At 62.7% G+C, this 23,525-nt stretch carries 21 protein-coding genes; 5 read left to right on the forward strand and 16 right to left on the reverse strand.

The genetic code is table 11. The features are described 5' to 3' along the window. The first annotated feature begins 74 nt into the window (after positions 1 to 74). Positions 75 to 977 (forward strand): DMT family transporter, encoded by a 903-nt coding sequence (locus VIL88_RS12130; protein WP_331989157.1) that lies wholly within the window; start codon positions 75 to 77, stop codon positions 975 to 977. On the opposite strand, the gene ntrC is transcribed toward VIL88_RS12130, so the two are convergent. Genes ntrC through dusB form a run of 3 tightly spaced genes read right to left on the reverse strand, consistent with a single transcriptional unit; the run spans position 974 to position 4,559 of the window. After that, entirely contained in the window at positions 974 to 2,419 is a 1,446-nt protein-coding gene (gene ntrC, locus VIL88_RS12135; protein ID WP_331989159.1) for a nitrogen regulation protein NR(I), read from the reverse strand. The genes VIL88_RS12130 and ntrC overlap by 4 nt on opposite strands. Then, positions 2,416 to 3,561 carry a two-component system sensor histidine kinase NtrB gene (locus VIL88_RS12140; RefSeq protein WP_331989161.1) on the reverse strand — a complete coding sequence of 382 codons (1,146 nt, stop codon included), beginning with the start codon at positions 3,559 to 3,561 and terminating at the stop codon, positions 2,416 to 2,418. The genes ntrC and VIL88_RS12140 overlap by 4 nt, the downstream gene beginning before the upstream one ends. Beyond that, entirely contained in the window at positions 3,558 to 4,559 is a 1,002-nt protein-coding gene (gene dusB, locus VIL88_RS12145; RefSeq protein WP_331989163.1) for a tRNA dihydrouridine synthase DusB, read from the reverse strand. Before dusB ends, VIL88_RS12140 begins: the two co-directional genes overlap by 4 nt. Positions 4,560 to 4,735: 176 nt before the next feature. On the opposite strand from dusB, the gene VIL88_RS12150 reads away from it, so the two are divergent. Both VIL88_RS12150 and VIL88_RS12155 read left to right on the forward strand, forming a co-directional pair. After that, positions 4,736 to 5,926, forward strand: coding sequence for a bifunctional 2-C-methyl-D-erythritol 4-phosphate cytidylyltransferase/2-C-methyl-D-erythritol 2,4-cyclodiphosphate synthase (locus VIL88_RS12150; RefSeq protein WP_331989165.1), 1,191 nt, complete (start codon positions 4,736 to 4,738; stop codon positions 5,924 to 5,926). Continuing rightward, positions 5,926 to 6,435 (forward strand): CinA family protein, encoded by a 510-nt coding sequence (locus tag VIL88_RS12155; protein WP_331989167.1) that lies wholly within the window; start codon positions 5,926 to 5,928, stop codon positions 6,433 to 6,435. The genes VIL88_RS12150 and VIL88_RS12155 overlap by 1 nt, the downstream gene beginning before the upstream one ends. Here the strand turns inward: VIL88_RS12155 and VIL88_RS12160 are convergent. The 12 genes from VIL88_RS12160 to VIL88_RS12215 form a co-directional block, all read right to left on the reverse strand. Continuing rightward, the gene (locus VIL88_RS12160) at positions 6,432 to 6,872 is read right to left on the reverse strand and encodes a type II toxin-antitoxin system RatA family toxin (RefSeq protein WP_331989169.1); all 441 of its coding nucleotides are present in this window, start codon (positions 6,870 to 6,872) and stop codon (positions 6,432 to 6,434) included. The genes VIL88_RS12155 and VIL88_RS12160 overlap by 4 nt on opposite strands. Beyond that, positions 6,872 to 7,825: a lipoyl synthase gene (lipA, locus tag VIL88_RS12165; protein WP_331989171.1), complete on the reverse strand. Its 954-nt coding sequence runs from the start codon at positions 7,823 to 7,825 to the stop codon at positions 6,872 to 6,874. Before lipA ends, VIL88_RS12160 begins: the two co-directional genes overlap by 1 nt. Before the next feature lie 83 nt (positions 7,826 to 7,908). After that, positions 7,909 to 8,949: a Gfo/Idh/MocA family oxidoreductase gene (locus VIL88_RS12170; protein ID WP_331989173.1), complete on the reverse strand. Its 1,041-nt coding sequence runs from the start codon at positions 8,947 to 8,949 to the stop codon at positions 7,909 to 7,911. A 45-nt stretch (positions 8,950 to 8,994) separates the two neighbouring features. Further along, on the reverse strand, positions 8,995 to 10,434 hold the full coding sequence (gene lpdA, locus VIL88_RS12175) for a dihydrolipoyl dehydrogenase (protein ID WP_331989175.1): 1,440 nt from the start codon (positions 10,432 to 10,434) through the stop codon (positions 8,995 to 8,997). A 24-nt stretch (positions 10,435 to 10,458) separates the two neighbouring features. Further along, positions 10,459 to 11,106: an SGNH/GDSL hydrolase family protein gene (locus VIL88_RS12180; RefSeq protein WP_331989177.1), complete on the reverse strand. Its 648-nt coding sequence runs from the start codon at positions 11,104 to 11,106 to the stop codon at positions 10,459 to 10,461. Positions 11,107 to 11,117: 11 nt separating this feature from the next. Then, the gene (locus tag VIL88_RS12185) at positions 11,118 to 12,503 is read right to left on the reverse strand and encodes a pyruvate dehydrogenase complex dihydrolipoamide acetyltransferase (protein ID WP_331989179.1); all 1,386 of its coding nucleotides are present in this window, start codon (positions 12,501 to 12,503) and stop codon (positions 11,118 to 11,120) included. Between the two features lie 12 nt (positions 12,504 to 12,515). After that, positions 12,516 to 13,904, reverse strand: a complete 1,389-nt coding sequence (locus tag VIL88_RS12190) for a pyruvate dehydrogenase complex E1 component subunit beta (RefSeq protein WP_331989181.1) — start codon at positions 13,902 to 13,904, stop codon at positions 12,516 to 12,518. Between the two features lie 85 nt (positions 13,905 to 13,989). Continuing rightward, positions 13,990 to 15,009, reverse strand: coding sequence for a pyruvate dehydrogenase (acetyl-transferring) E1 component subunit alpha (pdhA, locus tag VIL88_RS12195; RefSeq protein ID WP_331989183.1), 1,020 nt, complete (start codon positions 15,007 to 15,009; stop codon positions 13,990 to 13,992). Between the two features lie 115 nt (positions 15,010 to 15,124). Continuing rightward, entirely contained in the window at positions 15,125 to 15,523 is a 399-nt protein-coding gene (locus tag VIL88_RS12200) for an FtsB family cell division protein (protein ID WP_331989185.1), read from the reverse strand. Positions 15,524 to 15,615: 92 nt separating this feature from the next. After that, positions 15,616 to 15,912 carry a Dabb family protein gene (locus VIL88_RS12205; protein WP_331989187.1) on the reverse strand — a complete coding sequence of 99 codons (297 nt, stop codon included), beginning with the start codon at positions 15,910 to 15,912 and terminating at the stop codon, positions 15,616 to 15,618. Next, positions 15,909 to 18,194, reverse strand: a complete 2,286-nt coding sequence (locus VIL88_RS12210; protein WP_331989189.1) for an NADP-dependent malic enzyme — start codon at positions 18,192 to 18,194, stop codon at positions 15,909 to 15,911. The genes VIL88_RS12205 and VIL88_RS12210 overlap by 4 nt, the downstream gene beginning before the upstream one ends. Before the next feature lie 123 nt (positions 18,195 to 18,317). After that, positions 18,318 to 19,919, reverse strand: coding sequence for an EAL domain-containing protein (locus tag VIL88_RS12215; RefSeq protein WP_331989191.1), 1,602 nt, complete (start codon positions 19,917 to 19,919; stop codon positions 18,318 to 18,320). A gap of 155 nt (positions 19,920 to 20,074) precedes the next feature. Here VIL88_RS12215 and VIL88_RS12220 point away from each other — a divergent pair, with 155 nt between their 5' ends. Further along, entirely contained in the window at positions 20,075 to 20,329 is a 255-nt protein-coding gene (locus tag VIL88_RS12220; RefSeq protein ID WP_331989193.1) for a response regulator transcription factor, read from the forward strand. 35 nt (positions 20,330 to 20,364) lie between these two features. Here VIL88_RS12220 and aspS read toward each other — a convergent pair whose 3' ends face one another. Then, positions 20,365 to 22,155, reverse strand: coding sequence for an aspartate--tRNA ligase (gene aspS / locus VIL88_RS12225; RefSeq protein WP_331989195.1), 1,791 nt, complete (start codon positions 22,153 to 22,155; stop codon positions 20,365 to 20,367). A 200-nt stretch (positions 22,156 to 22,355) separates the two neighbouring features. On the opposite strand from aspS, the gene rnd reads away from it, so the two are divergent. Beyond that, entirely contained in the window at positions 22,356 to 23,525 is a 1,170-nt protein-coding gene (gene rnd, locus VIL88_RS12230; protein WP_331989197.1) for a ribonuclease D, read from the forward strand.

Here is a 23,525-nt window from a genome sequence, read left to right on the forward strand (position 1 = left end):
CCTAGCGCGCTCGATCTAGACAGACCCGAGCGCAACAGGCACACACCACACGCATCCCTACTCAGAGTCCCACCGTGAACGCCCAAGCGCCAGTGCAAATCGAAGCTGCCAGCCTCAAGGGGATGGGGCTGGGCATCGGCGCCTATTCGCTGTTTTCGCTGCACGATGCCATGGTCAAGGGCGTCATCACCGAGCTGCCGGCGCCGCAGATCCTCTTCGTGCGCAGCATCGTCATCCTGACGCTCTGCATCGCCATCGGGCGGACCAGCGTCATCACCGATCTCTGGCGTTCCAGCAATCGCCTGCTGATCCTTGGACGCGGGCTGATGACGCTCGCCGCCTGGGTGATGTACTACAGCGCCGGGCGCGACCTGCAGCTGGCCGAAATGACCACGCTCTACTATTTCGCACCCATCCTCACCACAATCCTGGCCGTGATCTTTCTCAAGGAGCAACTCACGCTGGCGCGCGTGGGAGCGGCGTCGATCGGCTTTTTCGGTGTTCTTGTGGCGGCCAATCCCGGTGGCTTCACCATTGGCTGGCCCGTGGCCATGGTGCTTGCAGCAGCGCTCTGCTGGGCAATTGCCATGATCCTGATGCGCACGATCTCCAAGAGCGACCGCACCATCGTTCAGGTCTTCGCGCAGAACCTGATCCACGCCATCGCCATGGGCATCATCGCCATTCCGCTGTGGGAGGGCATGGCGCTGCGCGAAATTGCGCTCTGCGTCGCGGCGGGGCTGGTCGGTGGACTTGGCCAATACACGCTCGTGGAGTCGGCAAGGCTCGTGCCGGCGAGCGTATTGGGCACCGTCGAATACGGCGCCCTGCTCTGGGCCTTTGTCTTCGGCTATCTATTCTGGGGGGAAATGCCGGCGACCACCGTCTATGTTGGCGCGTTCCTCGTCGTCGCGGCGGGCCTGACGCTCGCCCTCAGCGAGCGCAGGGGCCGGCGTGAGATCATCGACGCGCCTTAGTTACGCCGGCTGTGCTTGACTATCTCGATGCTGTGCGTCCGGATCTTCTTGCGCAGCGTATTGCGGTTGAGCCCGAGCAGGTCCGCTGCCTTTATCTGGTTTCCGCTGCAGGCATTGAGCGCCATGGCGATCAGTGGCGCCTCGACCTTGTCGATGACGCGCTGGTAAAGGCCGGCCGGCGGCAGGTTGGGCTCGTACTCGCGCAGGAGCTGGCCAACATGCGTCTCGACCGCCATGGACACGTCCATTGGCCCGGCCGCAGCAGAAGTCGGCGTACGATCCGCGATGTTGAGTTCGTTCTGCACGATCTCGGCCGAGATGCTCTCGTCGGCATAAAGGGCGGATAGGCGTCGCACCAGGTTTTCCAGCTCGCGCACATTGCCTGGCCAGGAGTAGTTCTGCATCAGGCGAATGGCGTCGGGCGCGATGGTCTTGATGGGCTCACCTTCCCGCTGCGCTGCCTTGAGGAAATGCGCCGCCAGGTCGCCCACGTCGTCCACCCGCTCCCGCAGCGGCGGCAGACGGATCGGCACGACGTTCAGGCGATAGTAGAGATCCTCGCGGAACAGGCCCTGGCGGATCAGTTGGCTCAGATCGCGGTGCGTCGCCGCCACGATGCGGACGTTGGTCTTGATCGAGCTGCGCCCGCCGACCATCGTATATTCGCCCTCCTGCAACACGCGCAGCAGGCGGGTCTGCGCGTCCATCGGCATGTCGCCGATCTCGTCGAGAAACAGCGTGCCGCCCTCGGCCTGCTCGAACCGGCCTGAGGAACGGGTGTTGGCGCCGGTAAAGGCGCCCTTCTCGTGTCCGAACAGTTCGGCCTCGATCAGGTCGCGCGGAATGGCCGCCATGTTGATGGCAACGAACGGGCCGTTGCGGCGCTTGCCGAAATCATGCAGCGCCCGCGCCACCAGTTCCTTGCCGGTGCCGCTTTCGCCGGTGATCATCACGGTCAAGTCGGTCTGCATCAGGCGCGCCAGGGCCCGGTAGATGTCCTGCATGGCGGTGGAGCGCCCCACCAGCGGCATGGTCTCGCCCGGCTCCTCGGCCTTGCGCTCGGCGCTGGCGGGCTTCTTGGCATCGGCCAGGGCGCGGGCGACGACCGAGAGAACTTCGGTGATATCGAAGGGCTTCGGCAGGTATTCGTAAGCGCCAACCTCCGACGCGCGGATAGCCGTCATGAACGTGTTCTGCGCGCTCATGACGATCATGGGCAGGTCCGGCCGCAGCTTCTTGATTTTGGGCATAACCTCGAAGGCATTGCCGTCCGGCATGGCAACGTCCGAGATGAGGATATCGCCCTCGCCCCGGCTGACCCAGTTCCACATGGTGGAGATATTGCCGGTGGGACGAACCTCGTAGCCGGCGCGGGTCAGCGCCTGGTTGAGGACCATGCGGATGGCCGCATCGTCGTCGGCGAGCAGGACAACATGGCTCATTGTGCCACTTCCTCTTCGATTGGTGCCTGAAATGCCCCACTCGCGACGGGGAGAAGAATTCTGAACTTGGTGCGGCCGGGTCGGCTGTCGCAGTCGATCACGCCGCCATGGTCGCCCACGATCTTGGCCACCAGGGCCAGGCCAAGGCCTGAGCCGTTGGTCTTGGTCGTGACGAAGGGATCGAACAGGAACGGCAGGATGTCGGGTGGCACGCCGGGGCCATTGTCCTCGATGACGATCTCCAGCGGCAACGATATGCGCTCGGACACGCCGGTCACAGCGATGCGGATACCGGGGCGGAATGCCGTCGAGAGCTTGATCTCTGGATTGCTCGTCCGCTCAAGGGCTTCCGAGGCATTCTTCACCAAATTCAGGAAGACCTGGATCAGTTGGTCACGGTTGCCGAAGACGGGTGGCAGCGACGGATCATATTCTTCGGAAAAGGCTATTCCGCGCGCTACGCCATTGCGCGCCAAGAGTTTTACCCGATCGAGTACCACGTGGATGTTGATGGGCTCGCGCTCCATGGGGCGCTCGTCGCCGAATACTTCCACCCGGTCGATCAGGTGGACAATCCGGTCGGTTTCTTCGCGGATGAGGCGCGCCAGCGGGATTTCCTCGCTGCTGACGGTCTGCTCCAGCAATTGCGCCGCACCGCGTATGCCCGAAAGCGGGTTCTTGATCTCGTGGGCCAGCATGGAGGCAAGGCCGGTTACCGAGCGCGCCGCCCCACGGGACACCATCTGCCGGTCGATCTTGTCGGCCATGGTGCGCTCCTGGATCAGGAGTGCTACGCGCCCGTCATTGTCCGACAGCGGGCTGGCGAACACGTCGGCGATGCGTTCGTCCCCGAAGCGCGAGGATCCGACGCGGACCCGGTATTCCGTCATCGGCGCGCGCCGGGTCGCTACGGCCTCGACCAGCCCAATGATGGGTGAGCCAAAGGCGATCAAATCATCAAGCCGCTGGCGCGACAGCACGCTCAGCGATGCACCGAAAAAGGCCTCGGCCGCGTAGTTGACGAAGGTAATCTGCCGGTCTTCGCCACAGACGATGATGGGCTGGTGCAAGGCCTGCAGCACGGCCGTAGAGGGAAAGGACTCGGAAGGCTGAGCCGTGGTCTTTGCTTCGGTGCCGCTCATGCCGCAGCCTTTTCCTGGTCGGTGAAGATATGGCCGATCTGGCGAAGCACATCAGCCGGATCGTCACTGTTGAGAAACTGCGTCCGCTCGGGCTTGGCGAGCACAATGCCCGCGGCCTCCATGTACCAGTCGAGATGCTTGCGCGCAGCGCGGAGGCCGACAGCCGTGCCATATTCGGCCAGCATGTCCTCGTAGTGCTCGGCAACAAGAGCAGTCCTTGCCGCGCCGGAAGGCGCCTCCGGACCCGCCTGTCCCAGCAGCCCTGCCCCGATCTGCGCCACTTTCCAGGGCTGGCCCTGTGCCCCCCTCCCCAGCATCACCGCCGCAGCACCTGACAGGCGCAGCGCCTCGCGCGCCGTATGGAGATCGACGATGTCGCCATTGACCACGACCGGCACATCCACCGCCTCGACCACGGCGCGCACCAGTTCCCAGCGAGCGTGGCCCTTGTAGAATTGCTGCCGCGTTCGACCGTGCACGGTGATCATCTGGACGCCGGCATTGACCGCGCGGCGCGCCATATCCGCGGCGTTGAGGCTGTCATCGTCCCAGCCCAGCCGCATCTTCACGGTCACCGGCAGTGGCGTGGCGCCCACCACGGCGTCAATCAGCGTCATGGCATGATCGGGCACACGCATCAGTGCGGAGCCCGAAAAACCATTGGTCACCCGCTTGGCGGGGCAACCGAAATTGATGTCGATGATGTCGGCCCCGGCGTCGTGGGCCATTTTTGCGCCGCGCGCCATCCATTCGGCCTCGCAGCCGGCAAGCTGCACCATGTGCGGCAGCGCTCCAGGGCGACCGAGCTTGCGGGCCATGTCCTGATTGCCCACGGCCAGGGCGTTGCTGGCGATCATCTCGGACACCACCATGCCGGCGCCGAAGCGCTCGGCCAGCTTGCGCATGGGACGGTCGGTGATGCCGGCCATAGGCGCGAGGAAGGCATTGTTACGCAGCCGATGCGGCCCGATGCTCAATATAGAGGCGCTACCCGACACGCTGTGCACCAGAATTAGTCAGAGTTGAAACAGTGCCTGCACAATAGTCAAAACCGGCAGCGGTGCAAGAGCACACTGCCGACGCCTGTGCGTCTCTGCCCTGCACTTGCCGCATGGCATGGCGGGCGCTAGACCACGAGCGTGTGACGGTTTCAAGTCGTGAGTGCCCCTTTCCCATGCGTCAAAAGTCGATCGCCGTTATCATCGTAGCCGCTGGCAAGGGGGAAAGGGCAAGCGCGGACGGTTCAGGCGAACCCAAGCAGTATCGCAAGATCGGCGGACGGGCGGTGCTTGCCCATACCGTCGACGCCTTTCTCAGCCTGCCCTATGTCACGACCATTCTCCCCGTCATCCATCCCGACCATGGCGATCTCTATGACGCGTTGGGATTGACTGACGCCCGGCTCCTGCCGCTGGTTCATGGCGCCGCAACCAGGCAAGCCTCCGTGCTTGAAGGCCTCAAGGCCCTCGCGCCAACCAGGCCGGACATCGTGCTGATCCACGATGCCGCGCGGCCCTTTGCCTACCATGACCTGGTCGGTGACGTGGTGGCGACCTTGGACCAATATGACGGCGCCCTGCCCGCACTTCCGGTTACCGATACGATCAAACGCACGCTCGATGGCCAGCACGTGGCCGCCACTGAAGATCGCAGCCAACTCGCCGCGGCACAAACCCCGCAAGGCTTTCGCTTCGGCCAGATCTTTTCGGCACATATGCGCGCCTCCACCATTCGCCGGCAGTTCACCGATGATGCCGAGATCGCCGAATGGGCCGGGCTGCGCGTTGCCATGGTGATGGGCGAGCCCGACAACTTCAAGATCACCCATCCCGAAGACTTCCGGCGCGCCGAGCGCATCCTCCAAGGAGACATAGATATGGAAACGCGCGTCGGCACTGGCTTTGACGTTCATCCTTTTGAGCCGGGCGATGCGGTGTGGCTGGGCGGGGTCAGGATCGCGCATGACAAGAAGCTCAAGGGCCATTCCGATGCTGACGTTGCCCTTCATGCGCTGACCGACGCCATCCTCGGGGCCATCGGCGAAGGGGATATCGGCGTGCATTTCCCCCCGTCCGATCCGCAGTGGAAAGGCGCCGCCTCGATCATCTTCCTCAGGCATGCTGGCAAGCTCGTTGCCGAGCGCGGCGGCCGCATCGTCAATCTTGACGTGACAATCGTGTGCGAAGCGCCGAGGATCGCGGTCCACGTGCCGGCGATGCAGGAGGTCATCGGCACTGGGCTGGGCATCGCGACGTCACGCATCGCGATCAAGGCAACGACAAGCGAACGACTCGGGTTCACCGGGCGGGAGGAAGGTATCGTGGCCATGGCCAGCGCAAGCATAGAACTGCCAAGGGGGGATTGATGGCGACAAAGACAACTGCTGCAGCGCCAGCGCCGGCCAAACAGATCATCGACCTGCTGACCGAGCGACAGCGGACGCTTGTCACGGCGGAAAGCTGCACAGGCGGCATGATCGCCGCGGCACTCACCGACATACCCGGAGCGTCAGGCGCCTTCTACGGCGGCTATGTCACCTATGCCAATGCCGCCAAATCCCGCATGATCCATGTGCAGGCCCGACTGATCCGCGACTACGGCGCCGTCAGCAACCAGGTTGCCCGGGCAATGGCGGACGGCGCGCGCAACACGGCGAGGGCCGATTACGCTGTTGCCGTTACCGGCATCGCCGGACCAGACGGCGGCAGCGAAAAGAAGCCGGTGGGCCTGGTCTATGTTGCCGTATCCTCGGAACTGGCCACCGTCGTCATCGAGCACCGCTTTGGTGACCTGGGACGGGACGGCATCCGCCGCGCCAGCGTCGACGCTGCGATGGAACTGGTCCTGCAGGTGCTCACCAGCGACCAGCACTAGCCGCCGAAGCGTCGGTCCGCTTCCTCCGCAAAGGCCCGCATGATCTCTTGCTGCTTGGCGGCGAAGGCCGGTTCGGCGATGGCCGCAATGAAGGGGTTGGAGATCTTGAAGTCGATCTCGAAGCGCACCCGCGTGCCCATGCCTTCCGGCTCGAAGCTCCAGACGCTATCCAAGTAGGCGAACGGACCATCAACGGCCTTGGCCCTGATGGTCAGCGCCCCGGGATCGGCAACCACGCGGCTGGTATAGGCCTGCGTGATGGGGCCGAAGAACAGGGTCATCTTGGCCAGGCGTGTCTGTTCATCGCTAGCCGGGTCCTTGCGAACCTCCATGGCGCGACAGTTTGGAATGAAGCGCGGATAGTCCTCGAGATCGGCAACGATCTCGAACATGCGCTGGGGCAGATGCGGGACGTGCCGCTCGAAGAAGCGCTTCATCAGTGGCCCAACTTTGCCATGCGGGCAGCCTTGAGGCGGGCAAAGTCCTCGCCCGCATGGTGCGACGAGCGGGTCAATGGGCTTGAGGATACTAGGGCAAAGCCCTTAGCCGTGGCCACCGTCGCGTAGGACTTGAACTCTTCGGGCGTCACGAAGCGGATCAGCGGCGTGTGCTTCTTGGTCGGCTGCAGGTATTGGCCAATGGTGAGGAAATCGACATCGGCGGAGCGGAGGTCATCCATGAGCTGGAGCACTTCGTTGCGCTCTTCGCCCAGGCCCACCATGATGCCCGACTTGGTGAACATGGTAGGGTCGAGTTCCTTGACCTTCTGCAGCAGCCGGATGGAGTGGAAGTAGCGCGCGCCCGGGCGGACCTTGAGGTATTTGGACGGGACTGTTTCGAGATTGTGGTTGAAGACGTCGGGCCTGGCCGCCACCACGACCTCCAGGGCGCCCTCCTTGCGCAGGAAGTCCGGGGTCAGAATTTCGATGGTGGTGCGCGGATTGCGGGCGCGAATGGCGAGAATGACGTCGGCAAAGTGCTGCGCACCGCCATCGGCCAGGTCGTCGCGGTCGACCGACGTGATCACCACATGTTCGAGGCCCAGCTTCTCGACGGCCTTGGCGACGTTTTCTGGCTCGTGCGGATCGAGCGGTCCGGGAAGGCCGGTGCGGACGTTGCAGAAGGCGCAGGCGCGCGTGCAGATTTCGCCCATGATCATCATGGTCGCGTGTTTCTTGCTCCAGCACTCACCGATGTTGGGGCAGCCGGCTTCCTCGCAGACCGTCACGAGATTGTTCTCGCGCACGATCTGCTGCGTCTCCTTGTAGACCGGCGAGCCCGGCGCCTTGACCCGGATCCAGTCCGGCTTGCGCAGGACGACGCTATCGGGCCGGTTGGCCTTCTCGGGATGGCGCGGCTTGAGCGCCGAATTGTCTATGAGCGTAACCATGGCGGTCCTGACTGGGGTATGGCCCCTATATCGCTCCCTGAGAGTGCCGGTTCAACCCGATCTTGGTGCCGGCGGTGCCCCGCCTATTGCATGACTTCTTCGATCTCGACCCATTCGCCACTGCGGGATGCCGAAAGGATCGTCGCCTGCACCAGGGCAAGCGAGTGGATGTTGTCCTCGCCGGAGCTGAAGCGCGCGGGGATGGAGCCCGTCTCGATAACCTTGGCAATGGCGCCGAGCGTACCGGTCCGGTCCGGCAGCTCAATCGGCGCCAGTTCAACGGGCTCGAGCTCCTTGTCGCGTTCGCGCAGGCTCAACCTGTCGGGCCTGCTCTGGCCCATGAAATTGTCGCGTGAGGTCCAGATGATCTCGCCTTCCGAACAATCCATCGTCCACTCGCCGGCCCAGGGCGTGGCCGGGCCGCTGCTCATCCACGAACCGCGATAGGAGACGATCGTGCCCCTCTCGAATTCGATGGTCGCGACACCGATCGGATGGTGCCCGAACGGGCTCCCTACCGGGTTCCAGGTGCGGCAGGAGACGCGCTTGGCATTGTCGTTGAGCACCATGCGCATCAGGTCGAAATGGTGAATGGACATATCCGCCAGCAGGGGATCGGGCATGTCCCAATAGCGGTAGCCCTGCGACGGCGCATGGCGGCGGAACTCGATTGAGACCAGATTGACCGGCCCGAACTTTTGCGCCCCGATCAGTTCGGCGGCGGCGATCGGTGCGGGCTGGAAGCGATAGTTCTGCGACACCATCAGCACCCGCCCCTGCTGCTTGGCCAGCGCCACGAGCTCCTTGGCTTGCGCGATGGTCGACGCGAAGGGCTTTTCCACCAGCACGTTGAAGCCCAGTTCAAGGCAGCGCTTGACGACGGGATAATGCGCCTCGGTGCGCAGGGTGCAGATGGCCAGGTCGGCTTCAATTGCCTGCGCGGCTTCGTCGAGGCCGTTGAACAGGCGCTTTTCCTCTATCCCGAGCTCGCTCTGCACGCGCTTGGTCGCCTCTGGATTGCTATCCACATAGCCCACCATGTGGATGTTGGGAACTTTGGGGATAACGTCCTTGGTCCAGCTAAATCCCCAGTGTCCCAGCCCGACCTGAATTGCCTTGACCATGTGGATAACTCCTTGGGTGTGCCGAGATGCGGGGCAACGATCGCCCTAGATATTCAGCGCCCGGCCATATGCGTCCAGAACGCTTTCCTTCATGGTTTCGCTCAGGGTCGGGTGCGGGAAAATCGTGTGGATGAGCTCTTCCTCGGTCGTTTCGAGGTTCATCGCCACCACAAAGCCCTGGATCAGTTCGGTCACTTCGGCACCGACCATGTGGGCGCCCAGCAGTTCACCGGTCTTGGCGTCGAAGATGGTCTTGACCAAGCCGTCCGGCTCCCCGAGGGCGATGGCCTTGCCATTGCCGACAAAGGGGAAGCGGCCGACCTTGATCTCGCGGCCCAATTCCTTGGCCTTGGCCTCAGTAAGACCCACGCTCGCCACCTGCGGCTCGCAATAGGTGCAGCCTGGCACCTTGGTCTTGTCGAGGCCATGCACCTTCATGCCGGCGATCTTTTCAACCGTAATGACCGCTTCATGCTCGGCCTTGTGCGCCAGCATGGGCGGGCCGGCAACGTCGCCAATGGCCCAGATACCGGCGACATTGGTCGCGCCATAATGGTCGATTACGATGGCGCCGCGCTCAGTCTTGACGCCGATTGTCTCGAGACCGAGGCCCTCGATGTTGCACTGCACGCCGACCGCCGAGATCAGCTTGTCGCCAGCAACCTGCTGGGTCTTGCCGTCCTTGGTCTCGACATGGGCAACCACGCCGCTACCGGTCTTCTCGACCTTGGCGACCTTGGCATCGGTCAGGAACTTGATGCCGCGCTTCTCGAGCCGCTTGCGGGCGAGGCCGGAAATTTCGGCATCTTCCACCGGCAGGATCTGTGGCAGGAGTTCGATGACCGTGACGTCGGCGCCCAGCGAGCGATAGAAGGACGCAAATTCGATGCCGATGGCGCCCGAACCCATGACAACCAGCGATTTGGGCATTTCGGCCGGCTTAAGCGCCTCGAAATAGGTCCAGATCTTGTCGCCGTCCGGCTCGATGCCGGGCAGCACGCGCGGACGGGCGCCGGTAGCGATGATGATGTTCTTGGCCTTGTAGGTGCCTTCGCCGAGGGCATTCTTGGGCACTGGACCCTGTGGTTGCACCACCGGCTTCTTGGACGCGGCCACCTTGATCTCGCCGGGTTTCGTGATGGTCGCCTCACCCCAGATGATGTCGATCTTGTTCTTCTTCATGAGGAACTGGACGCCATTGTTCATCTGCGCCGCAATGGCGCGCGAACGCTTGACGATGCCATCAAGGTCGAAGCCGAACTGGGTGGCGGTGAGGCCGTAATCCTTGGCATGGCTCATATGGCCGTAGATCTCGGCCGAGCGCAGCAACGCCTTGGTGGGAATGCAGCCCCAGTTCGAGCAGATGCCGGCCATGTGCTCGCGCTCCACAATGGCCACCTTCATGCCCAACTGCGCGCCGCGAATGGCAGCAACGTAACCGCCGGGGCCGGCGCCGATGACGAGAAGGTCGTATTGGTCAGCCATATGGGCCTCCAGAAGTAGACGGGGTCAGAGACCCAGAACCTGTTTGACGAGCGGCACGAGGCCCTCGCCGATGGCGCGGGTATTGGCCGCATCGAGATGAACGCCGTCGCGCGGATCGGCCTTGGCAACGGTAGACGCGTCGAAGAAGGCGACGCCGGTTTCCTCGGCATGGCGGCGATAGTGGCGGGCAAAGTCCTGCGACTCGCGCAGGAGATGGTCGAGCCCGCCGAAATTGCTCAGCATGTTCTCGTTGCTGGTCTCCACCACGGCGGGTGGCGAGACGAGCAGAATCTGCGGCACCACTTCGCCGATGGACGCAAAGTGCCCGCGGGTCTGTTCGATCAGCCGCCGTGCCCCCCGTGCCGCATAGGCTGCCGAGCCAGCAACGAAGGGCTTCAGGTCATTGGTGCCGAGCATGATGATAACGAGATCGAGCGGCTTGTGGCTCTCGAGCAGCGTCGGCAGGATGCGCGCGCCGTTGCGATCGGCCGCAGCCGTCCAGTCGTCATAGGCGGTGGCGCGGCCGCCAAGCCCTTCGGCGATGACGCGTGCCTGGCCGCCAAGCGCCTTCTCCAGCACGGTCGGCCAGCGGTCTTCATAAGCATGCCGCGGCCCGCCGCCAGGGTCGGCACCAAAGGTCAGGCTGTCGCCATAGGCCAGAATGGTCTTCATGCACCCTGCCCCTAGGCCAGCATCATCACCGGGTTCTCGATCAGGCCCTTGAACACGCCCAGCACTTCGGCACCCAAGGCACCGTCGACGGCGCGGTGGTCGCAGGAGAGTGTGGCCGTCATGAACTGGCCGATCTTGATCTGGCCGTTTTCGGGATAGACGCGCTCTTCGCCCGCACCGACCGCAAGGATGGTGCCATGGGGCGGGTTGATCACTGCGGCGAAGTGCTTGATGCCGAACATGCCGAGGTTGGAGACAGAGGTCGAACCACCCTGGTACTCATGCGGCGCCAGCTTCTTGTTGCGGGCGCGACCGGCAAGGTCCTTCACCTCTTCCGAAATCTCCCGCAGCGTCTTGGTGTCGGCCGATTTCACCACGGGGGTGAAGAGGCCGCCCGGCACCGACACGGCAACCGCAACGTCGGAACGCTTGTGGTAGAGGATTGAGTCACCCGCCCAGGTAGCGTTGGCGGCCGGCACGCGCTGCAGCGCAATCGCCCAGGCCTTCATGATGAAGTCGTTGACTGAGAGCTTGTAAGCAGGCTTACCGTCCTTGCCCTTGGGCGCCGCGGCATTGATCTGTTCGCGCGCCGCCATAAGCGCGTCGATCTTGCAGTCCAGCGTCAGATAGAAATGCGGAACGGTCTGCTTGCTTTCGGTAAGGCGCGCCGCCACGACCTTGCGCATGCCGTCATTGGGAACGACCTCGTAGGTCCCTTCCTCGAACAGCGCCATGACCTGGCTCTTGCTCATGCCGTACGCAGGCGCGGCAGCAGCGCTGGGTGCAGACGTCGGCGCAGCTTTGGCTGAGCCCTTACAAGACTTGGCAGCTTCGACGTCAGCCTTGATCACGCGCCCCTTCGGACCTGTCCCTGCGACGGTCGACACGTCAATGCCCGCTTCCTTGGCCAGGCGCTTGGCGAGCGGCGAGGCGAAGACGCGGCCGCCTTCGGCCTTGGTAGGTGCAGGTGCGGCGGCGGCTTTGGGAGCGCTCGATCCGCTGTTGCTGTTCGTAACTGGCGCCGTCGACGTTGTCGATGTTCCCTTGTCATACTGAAGCGTGCCGGCATCGCCCTTGGGCGCATCGGCTGCAGGCGCAGCCTTGGGGGCTTCAGCGGGTTTGTCACCCCCTGCCCCGATGGCATCGGCGCTCTCGCCCTCCTGCAGGAGCACGGCGATCACGGCGTTGACCTTCACGCCCTCGGCGCCTTCGGCAACCAGGATCTTGCCGATCTTGCCCTCGTCGACGGCCTCGACTTCCATCGTCGCCTTGTCGGTTTCGATTTCGGCGATCACGTCACCGGAGGAAACGCTGTCGCCTTCCTTGACGTGCCATTTGGCGAGCTTGCCCTCTTCCATCGTCGGGGAGAGCGCCGGCATGGTGATATCGATTGGCATCCCGGGAACTCCTTACGAGCGATAGGTCACGGCATTCACGGCCGCGATCACTTCATCAACGTTGGGCAGCGCCAGCTTTTCGAGGTTGGCGGCATAGGGCATGGGGACGTCCTTGCCGGTGACGCGCATCACCGGAGCATCGAGATAGTCGAACGCCTGTTCCATGACACGCGCCGAGATTTCGGCGCCGATGCCGCCCTGCGGCCAGCCTTCTTCCACGGTGACAAGGCGGCCGGTCTTCTTGACCGATTCGATGACGGTGTCGCTGTCGAGCGGGCGCAGCGTGCGCAGATCGATCAGTTCGACGTCGACGCCGGCGGCAACGAGCTTCTCGGTCGCCTGGGTGGCGTAGCGCATACCCATGGAGAAGGAGACGATGGTGACGTCCTTCCCCTCGCGCGCCACACGGGCCTTGCCAATCGGCAGCACGAAGTCGTCCATCTTCGGCACCATCCCAGTGGAGCCATAGAGGATTTCGTTTTCGAGGAAGACGATGGGGTTGGGCGAACGGATGGCGGCCTTCAGCAGGCCCTTGGCATCAGCGGCGCTATAGGGCGCGATCACGGTGAGGCCCGGAACATGGGCATACCAGGCGGAAAAGTCCTGGCTGTGCTGCGCGCCGACGCGGGCCGCCGGGCCGTTGGGGCCGCGGAACACCATGGGCGCCGTCACCTGGCCGCCGGACATATAGAGCTGCTTGGCGGCCGAGTTGATGATCTGATCGATCGCCTGCATGGCGAAGTTCCAGGTCATGAATTCCACGACGGGCTTGAGGCCAGCAAAGGCCGCGCCAACGGCGAGACCAGCAAAGCCGTGCTCGGTGATCGGCGTATCGATCACGCGCTCAGGCCCGAACTCTTCCAGCAGGTTCTGGGTGATCTTGTAGGCGCCCTGATACTGGGCGACTTCCTCGCCCATGATGAAGACGTCCTTGTCGCGGCGCAGCTCTTCGGCCATGGCTTCGTTGAGCGCCTGGCGGACGGTCATCTCGACCATTTCGACGCCTTCGGGCAGATCGGGATCGCTCTGGGCAAGGAACTTGGGCGCTTCGGCCGATTTGGCCTCAGCCGGCACACCGGTCGTTCCCGGCGCTGCCGACTGGCCTTCCGGATCGGATGATGTCGCCTGCGCCGCCGACTCCTTGGCTTCGCCGAGTTCTTCATCGGCGCCCAGGATTAGCGCGATGGGCGTATTGACCTTCACACCCTCCGTGCCTTCCTCGATCATCAGCGACTGGACGACGCCTTCATCGACCGATTCGACTTCCATCGTCGCCTTGTCGGTTTCGATCTCCGCCAGCACGTCGCCGGACTTGACGGTATCGCCAACCTTGACCAGCCACTTGGCCAACTTCCCCTCTTCCATCGTGGGCGAGAGGGCGGGCATGAGGATCTGGGGCATCTAGCTCTCCAATTCTATGACGCCGGGCCCTTGGGCCGCACGGCGAAACTCAACTATTCGTCGAAAGCGTCCGGGGAACCGGACCTCACGCCTCGATGGTGATGTCGGTCCAGAGCTCCGACGGCGCGGGCTCGGGATCGTTGGTGGCGAAGTCTGCGGCCTCGGTGACGATGGCGCGAATCTCGTTTTCGATCTTCTTGAGGTCTTCCTCGGTCTGAAAACCACCTTCGATCAGCCGCGTGCGGACCTGCTCGATCGGGTCGCGCTCCTGGCGATACTTGGTCACTTCGTCCTTGGTGCGGTACTTGGCCGGATCGGACATGGAGTGGCCGCGATAGCGGTAGGTCAGCATTTCAAGGATATACGGGCCCTTGCCGGAGCGTGCATGTTCAATGGCGCGCTGCGCCGCATCATAGACCATGCGGACGTCCATGCCGTCGACCTGCTCGCCCGGAATGTCGAACGAGGCGCCGCGCATGGAGAAGTCGGTCGTGGCCGCAGCGCGCTCGATCGAGGTGCCCATGGCGTATTTGTTGTTCTCGATGATGTAGACCACCGGAAGGTTCCAGAGCTTGGCCATGTTGAAGCTCTCATAGACCTGGCCCTGGTTCGCCGCACCGTCGCCGAAATAGGCAATGGAGACGGAGCCGTCGCCCTTGTATTTGGAGGCGAAGGCGAGACCGGTACCCAGCGAGGCTTGCGCACCCACAATGCCGTTGCCGCCATAGAAGCGGTGCTCGTTTGAGAACATGTGCATCGAGCCACCCTTGCCTTTCGACAGGCCGCCCTGCCGACCGGTGAGTTCGGCCATCACACCCTTGGGATCTAGACCCATGACCAGCATATGGCCGTGGTCGCGATAGCCGGTGATCTGGGCGTCCTTGCCCTTTTCCGACGCCATGGTGATGCCGGTGACGACGGCTTCCTGGCCGATATAGAGGTGGCAGAAGCCGCCAATCAGCCCCATGCCATACATCTGGCCGGCCTTTTCCTCGAAGCGCCGGATCAGCAGCATTTCGCGATAGGCTTCGAGATCCTGTTCCTTGGTGAATTGAGGGACGTTGGATTTCAGGTTGGCCTCAAGGGCCACAGCCTTACGTGCCATGGAGAACGCTCCGCATCGAAATGGATTTGCTGCCTGGCCCGATCTGGCCACATATGGGCATCATAGTGCAAGGCAATGCTGGAACGCAATGCCTCGGGCTGAAGCGAGAACTAGGCTAAAGGATTGAATCAGCAGCAACAATGTTGCTTAACTGATCTGCGGCTAATTCGTCGAATTTACCAGAAAGCGGTTTACCGCTCTGCGGATCGACCATGACGATGATGTCGTCCGCATTTGCCATGTTGAGCAGCGCCCGCGCCCGTTCAGTGACGATGTCGGGGTCAAGACGGCGCGTGTCCATCAGCGTGGCGCGGTGTTTGTAGACGTCGATTTCAGCCTGGAGCGCAGCGGAGCGAGCCTTGAGCTGGTCGATATCGAGCAGGATCTGCGCGCGATTTTCCCAGCCGAACTGCCCGCCAATGGCGGAAAAGCCGAGATAGCCTTGGAAACCCAGCAATGCCACGGTCAGCGCCAGCGGGCGCCAGATAGCAGGACGTTTAAGACGGGTGGGCATTGGCGAACCAGAACTGAACCGCCTTACTATGGATGACAAGGGGTTAAGACGCGGTTGAGGTGCCCTCGCTATCGCCCGCTTTGAAATGCCGCTCAGCCTGACAAGGGTTCGTAGTCGATCTCGAGGAACCGCTCCACTTCTGGCACCCAGCGATCCCGCACAAATGCGACATGTGCGGGATGTTCGTTATAGCCGGAATAGGCCGCTTCATCGGCGAACTCCATGGAGAACCCGAACGCAAAGTCGTTCTTCGGGCTGACCTGCCGCAACTGCTCGAACTTCTCGACACCGGGAATAGTGGCCAGCACCTTCGCCTGTCGGAGAAAGTCGGCCTCTTCAGCAGAGTCGGCCACGTGCTTCAGCGTGAACACGACAGTGTGGCGGATCATAGATCGGCTCCAATGGCTTCGGTGGCGGCGATGGCAGCCATGTTGACGATGCCCCGGCTGGTCACCGACGGCGCCAGGATATGTGCCGGCGCCTTTGGACCCATCAGGATGGGACCGACCGCCAGCGCATTGTTCATTTCCTTGAGCAGCGTCATGGAGAGGTTGGCGGCATCGAGGTTCGGGAAGATCAGGAGGTTGGCTTCGCCGCCCAGCACGCTGTCGGGAATATAGCGCTCGCGCAACGTCTCGTTGAGCGCCAGGTCACCCTGCATTTCGCCTTCGACGATCAGGTCCGGTGCCACGGCCTTGAGCCTGTTATAGGCCTCACGCATCTTGTAGGCGCTGTCGCCGTCGCGTGAACCGAAGTTGGAATAGCTCAAGAGCGCCACCTTGGCCTCGATGTTGAAGCGCTTGAGGTGATTGCGCGCCTGGAGCGCGATACCAACGATTTCGTCCGCCGTCGGGTCGGGGTTCACGTAGGTGTCGGCGAGGAAGAACGCCCCGCGCGGCATGATCAGCATGGAGAGTGCGGAGACGTCGGCAACGCCCTCCTGCAGCCCGATGATCGAACGGATATCGCGCACGTGCTTGATGTAGCGGCCCTGTAGGCCACAGATCAGCCCGTCGGCCTCTCCGCGCTTCACGGCCAGGGCACCGATCACCGTCGTATTGGTGCGCACCACCTGCCGTGCCGTGTCCGGCGTGACCCCATTGCGCCCGACCAGGGAATGGAACAGCGAAACGTAGTCGCGGTAGCGCGGATCGTCTTCGGGGTTGATGACTTCAAAGTCGACACCCGGCTGGAGATTGAGGCCGAAGCGCTCGATGCGCGACTCAATCACGGCCGGACGCCCGATCAGGATTGGGCGGGCAATCCGTTCCTCGAGCAGAACCTGAGTCGCGCGCAGCACGCGCTCGTCTTCGCCGTCGGCAAAGGCTATGCGCTTGTTCTGCCCCTGCGCCCGGTCGATGATCGGTTTCATCACCAGGCCAGAGCGGAACACGAAGCGGTTCAGGCTATCCTGATAGGCCGCCCAATCGGTGATCGGCTTCTTGGCCACGCCCGATTCCATCGCGGCGCGCGCTACGGCCGGCGCAATGCGCAGGATCAGGCGCTGGTCGAACGGGTTGGGGATGATGTGGTCTGGACCGTAGACGGCAGGTGCGCCCGAGGGCGACACTTCAAGGCCCGGCTCATGCGCCAGCTTGGCAATGGCCCGGACGGCCGCCAGCTTCATCTCCTCGTTGATCGTGGTCGCGTTGACGTCCAACGCACCGCGGAAGATGAAAGGGAAGCAGAGGACGTTGTTGACCTGGTTGGGGTAGTCCGAGCGGCCGGTGCAGATCATTGCATCGGGCCGTGTGGCCTTGGCCAGTTCGGGCGTGATTTCCGGGTTGGGATTGGCTAGCGCGAGGATCAGCGGCTTGGGCGCCATCTTGGCCAGCATCTCCGGCTGCAATGCCCCGGCAGCGGACAGCCCGAGGAAGATGTCGGCGCCCTCGATGATTTCAGCAAGCGTCGTGGCATCGCTCTCGCGGCGATACTGCCCCCGCCACTTGTCGTTGACGTCGTTGCGCTTGTGAGTCACCAGACCGTCCTTGTCTGCCACCCAGATGTTCTCGTACCGGGCACCCAAGGCTACCAGCACGTTGAGGCAGGCAATGGCTGCAGCCCCTGCCCCCGAGGCGCAGATCTTGACGTCCTCGATGCGCTTGCCCTTGAGCTCGAGCCCGTTGAGCACGGCCGCGCCCACGATGATCGCCGTGCCATGCTGGTCGTCATGGAAGACTGGGATCGGCATCCGCTCACGCAGCGCTTCCTCGATCTCGAAGCAATCGGGCGCGCGGATGTCTTCCAGGTTGATGCCGCCGAAAGTCGGCCAAAGCGGCGCGACCGCATCGATGAACTTGCGCGGCTCAAGCTCGTCGATCTCGAGGTCGAAAACGTCGATACCGGCGAACTTCTTGAAAAGGACCGCCTTGCCTTCCATCACCGGCTTGCTGGCCAGCGCCCCGATATTGCCGAGGCCTAGAACGGCAGTGCCGTTGGAGATGACGGCTACGAGGTTTTGGCGCGAGGTAAAGCGCGAGACGCTTTCGGGGTTTTCCGCGATCTCTTCACATGGCGCCGCTACGCCAGGGGAGTAAGCAAGTGCCAAGTCACGCTGGTTGCCAAGAGGCTTCGTCGGCTGGATCTCGAGCTTCCCGGGCTTGGGAAATTCGTGGAAGTGCAATGCCGCCTCGCGCAGGGCCCTGCGCTGTTCGTTTGCATCGGTGGTCACACAATCCTCCTTGCCCGCAGCGCCTAAACGCCGGCTGTTGTCTGCGGCCGTAGGTGCCACCAAACCAAAGCAATGAAAAGGCTCTAAGTCGGGCCCTGCATGCAACTAAAGTTGCAGAATGGCTCAGGCGGCGTCGGCGACGGGAAGCTGCTGGCCGCCGGACGCTTGGTAGGTCGCGTGCAATGCCATCGCCAGGTCACGGAACGCGCCGACTTTGAGTGCCGGCGCGAAGATGAACCCCTGCGCCTGAATGACACCGCGCGCCCGCAGATAGAGGGCCTGCTCCTCCGTCTCGACGCCCTCGGCGACAATCTCGCAGTCAAGGTCAGTTGCCATGGCAATGAGCGCATCCAGCACCGGCACCTGCGCCGTTCCCGGCTTGACCATGTCGACGAAGATACGGTCGATTTTTATGACATCGCAACCAAGCGTACCGATATAGGCAAGGTTGGAGTGGCCGGTGCCGGCATCGTCGAGTGCCAGCTTGCAGCCCAGGGCATGCAGCCCCGCGATGACGCTGCCGGCCACGGCCGAGTTACCGAGAGGATGCCGCTCAGTAATCTCGAACACCAGCTGGCGCAGGTCGATCTTGGAATTGCCAAAGATCGCCTGCACGTCCTCCACGATACCGCCGTCGCGGAAATGGCCTTCGAAGAGGTTGATGGAGATCTTGAGGTTGGGCATGATCTCGCTGAGATCGCCCAGGTCGAACTTGACTTGTTGCATCAGCGACAGTGTCATGGGGATGGCGAGACCGGTTTCCTCCGCATAGTCGATGAAGGCACCCGGCGGCACAACCTGACCGTTCTTCTTCTCCCACCGGCAGAGTACCTCGCAACCCATGAGCTCGCCCGTGCGCAGGTTGATCACCGGCTGGTAATAGGGCTTGATCTCACCACGCGCCACGGCCCGTTCGAGATCGAAAGCAGGCACGCGGGAGCGGCGCACATAGTTCAGTGCCAGGATGAGGAACGCCGCACTCATGAGGCCAGCCAGCATCGTGCAGCCGATGTCTAGATCGGCGTAACCTGCGCGCACTGCGCTAAAGGGAATGGCATATTCCACCCGCAGGGGCAGTTCGCCCGCCAAGGCCTGCGCATAGATATACTCGTCGCCAGCACTGCGCCGCTCGAAGGCCGATGTGTCGCCCACCTCGAGCACGGTGGTGGCGTTTGTAAGCTGCACTCTCAGCATGGCTGGCAAAGCTAGACCTTTGGCTATTCCAAGGCTGGTATTTCCGACGAGCGGAACAAAGGCTGAGACAAGGCGGGTCTCACCAGCAGTCTGGGTAACCTTGATCGTCGCCATGGAGAGTTGCCCGAACTTGGCGATCGCCAGCGTCGGTACCTGTCCGGGAATCGGAAGCGACGGAGACAGCAGCGAATAGGCAACATTGCCGCCAAAGGCATCACAGTACTGAACACCATCTGCATTCTCCACCAGCACCTGCTTCATATTGAGGCTGTTCTGGATTTCCTGCTGCACCAACGCGACAAAGGTCGGCGTACAAAGTGATGGGCTGGTGGCAAGGATGCGCTGCAGTGAAGCGATAGCGTCGTTTGCGCCGATCTCGATCTGGGTGGCCACGGATCGCGCATAGTGCTCCGCTGCGTCCTTTTCCCGGCCCCGCACATAGGTGTCGAGCAGGTAATCCACCGCCACGATGGGCGTAAATGCGAGGAGCGCGCCAACCAGGGTAAGAAGGTGGGAATACTTCGACTTCAAGACGCGAATCCGGGCGGCAGTGATCTCCACCTCTACCCCGTCGGCTTTAAGTTGGGCTTAACAGCGGGCCCAGGCCTCTCTGCCGGCACCCTCTTCCGCACTAACTACGTAAAATCAACGATAGGAACCTCGCGCATGCGCGCTAGACTTCGCGCATGGACTTGCCGGTTGACCAACAGCGCAGCCCCATAGAGAGCTTGACGCCTCGCGAACAAGAGGTGCTGGCTCTGATCCTTGCCGGACGCACCAACAGGCGAATCGGCGAAGCACTTGGCATCTCGGTGCGAACCGTCGAGGTGCACCGGCTGCACATCATGGCCAAGCTTAAGGCGAGCAATGTCGTGGAACTGTGTTTCCGCTGCCGCGACTGGCGGCCTACCAATGTTCCGGGCCAGCACGAGCGCACCTGATGGCAGCTCACAGGAGCTGCCATCGAATCAGTGGCTTAGGACTGGACGTTGAGGCGGATGCTGAGCTCGCGCAGCTGCTTGTTGTCTGCAGGACTCGGAGCGCCCATCAGGAGGTCTTCGGCCTGCTGGTTCATCGGGAAGGCCGTGATCTCACGCAGGTTCTGCACGCCGCACAGGAGCATCACGATGCGGTCGATGCCAAAGGCGGCGCCACCATGCGGCGGAGCGCCGTATTGGAACGCGCGGTAGAGGCCGCCGAACTGCTCTTCCACTTCCTGGCGCGACTTGCCCGTGAGCTCAAAGGCCTTGACCATAGTCTCGGGCTCCTGGTTCCGGATCGAACCAGAGGCAATCTCGAAGCCGTTGCAAACAGCGTCGTACTGGTAAGCCTTCAGCGACAGCGGATCGGCCGAGTTCAGCGCCTCGATCCCGCCCTGCGGCATCGAGAACGGGTTGTGCGCAAAGTCGACACGCTTTTCTTCCTCGCTCCATTCGTAGAACGGGAAGTCGACAATCCAGCACAGCGCGAACTGCTCGGTATCGACCACACCCAAATCATTGCCAACCTTGTTCCGTGCCTCGCCGGCAAACTTGTAGAACTTCTCCGGCCGGCCGGCGACGAAGAACACGGCATCGCCATCGGTTAAACCGAGTTGGGTCTTGAGGGCTGCCGTGCGCTCTTCGCCAATATTCTTGGCAATGGGGCCCGAGCCCTGACCGTCCTTGAAGAAGATGTAGCCCAAGCCCGGCTGGCCTTCGCCCTGTGCCCAGGCATTCATGCGATCGCAGAAGGCGCGGCCGATCGGCTCGGCACCAGCCTTGTTCTTGGCCGGCACCGCCCAGACTTCAACCTTGGAATCGGCCTCGATCTGGTTGGCGAAGACCTTGAAGCCCGAACCGGCGAAATGCTCGGTGACGGCGACCATCTCGATGGGGTTGCGCAGGTCCGGCTTGTCCGAACCGTACTTGCGGATCGCCGTGTCATAGGGAATGCGCGGCCAGTTCTTGGTGACCCGTTTGCCATCGGCAAACTGCTCGAAGACGGATGTCATCACCGGCTCGACCGTCTCCCAGACTTCCTCCTGGGTGACGAAGCTCATTTCGAGGTCGAGCTGGTAGAACTCGCCCGGGAGGCGATCGGCACGCGGATCTTCGTCACGGAAGCAGGGTGCGACCTGGAAGTAGCGGTCAAAACCTGCCACCATCAGCAGCTGCTTGTACTGCTGTGGCGCCTGCGGCAGGGCGAAGAACTTGCCGGGATGAATACGGCTCGGCACCAGGAAGTCGCGCGCGCCCTCAGGTGAGGATGCGGTGAGGATCGGCGTCGAGAACTCGGTGAAGCCCGCCCCGCCCATGCCGGCGCGCATGGCCGAGATGATCTTGGTGCGCTTGAGGATGTTGGCGTGCAGCTTGTCGCGGCGCAGGTCGAGGAAGCGGTAACGCAGGCGCACGTCCTCGGGATACTCCTGATCGCCGAATACCGGCAACGGCAGCTCCTTGGCGACCGAGAGCACCTCAATCTCGCGAATGAAGACCTCGATCTGACCGGTTGCAAGGTTCGGGTTCACTGCAGCGGCGTCGCGCAGCTTCACCTCGCCATCGATGCGGATGACCCATTCGGAACGCACCTTCTCCGCATCGCTGAAGGCTGCGGAATCAGGGTCGATCACCGCTTGCGTAACGCCGTAATTGTCTCGCAGGTCGATGAACAGCAGTCCCCCATGATCGCGGATGCGGTGAACCCAACCGCTCAGGCGGACGGTTTCGCCAGCGTCCTTGGCAGTAAGAGCACCGCAGGTGTGCGAGCGGTAGCGATGTAAGGTCATGGGTGAAACTCTAGGAAAAGGCCGGAATCTTGCGCGGGAAAAGCGCATGAGCGTACCACAATGTCAAGTTGAGCGCCCCTGCCCCCGTGGAGCAACCGCCCCACGAGTTAACCGGCACTTGAGGTTCGCCAATTCCCGTCTGGAGTGAAAGGGGCGCACCTGCTAGGAAGAATGTTGACGAATTTGAGACGGACCTCGGTATGGACCTCGTAGTTTCCACGGACGTGCTTGCAGCTTTTTGCGAGCGCGCTGCAAAGTTCGATTTTGTGACGGTGGATACCGAGTTCCTGCGCGAAACGACCTACTGGCCCAAACTGTGCCTCATCCAGGCGGCGACCGACGAGGAAGCCGTGCTGATCGATCCGCTCGCCGCGGGGCTCGACCTCACGCCGTTTTTCGACTTGCTGGCCAATCCAGCCATCACCAAGGTCTTCCACGCCGCGCGGCAGGATATCGAAATATTCGTCAAGCTCACTGGCAAGGTGCCGGTCAACATCTTCGACACGCAGATTGCTGCCAGCGTCTGCGGCTTCGGCGACAGCGTCTCCTATGACAACCTGGTCCGCGCCATCACCAATGTGGAGCTGGACAAGTCATCGCGCTTCACCGATTGGTCGGCTCGCCCCCTCACCGAGAAGCAGAGCCTTTACGCCCTGGCCGACGTGACTCACCTGCGCGATATCTATCGCGAGCTGCGCAAGCAGGTGGATGCGACCAAGCGCTGGGACTGGGTGGAAGACGAACTGGGCGTGCTGCGCAGCATCGATACCTATGTCGTCCAGCCGGAAAAGGCCTGGGAACGGCTTAAGATGAAGATCAACCGTCCGCGTGATCTGGCGGCGCTCAAGAAGCTTGCAGCCTGGCGCGAAAAGCGGGCCCAGGACGGCGACCAGCCGCGCAGCCGCGTCATGAAGGACGATGTTCTATCCGAATTGGCTCAGCAGCGCCCGCTGACACCCGATGCTTTTGAAAAGCTCCGTGCCGTCCCTCGCGGCTTTGGACGCAGCGCTGCCGCAGCCGAGATCATTACCCTGCTCAAGGAAGTCGAGGCCATGAGCAAGGCCGAGCTGCCCACCATGCCGGAGCGCTATCGCGGCCCCTCGCCAAAGGGCGCGGTGGGCGACCTCATCCGCGTTCTCCTCAAATCCGTCGCCGAGCAGCACGGCGTCGCCGCGCGAATCCTGGCGACCACGGACGATATTGACGCCCTCGTGCTCGATGACGAAGCCGACGTGCCGGCGCTCAAGGGCTGGCGCCGCAAGCTGTTCGGGGAAAAGGCGCTCGACATCAAGCATGGTCGCATCGGTCTCGTCGCCACCCGCAAGGGCGTCGTCGAGGTCGCCGTCAAGGACACGGTACCGGCGGAATAG

The organism is Devosia sp. (assembly GCF_036563435.1).
GTDB lineage: Bacteria > Pseudomonadota > Alphaproteobacteria > Rhizobiales > Devosiaceae > Devosia.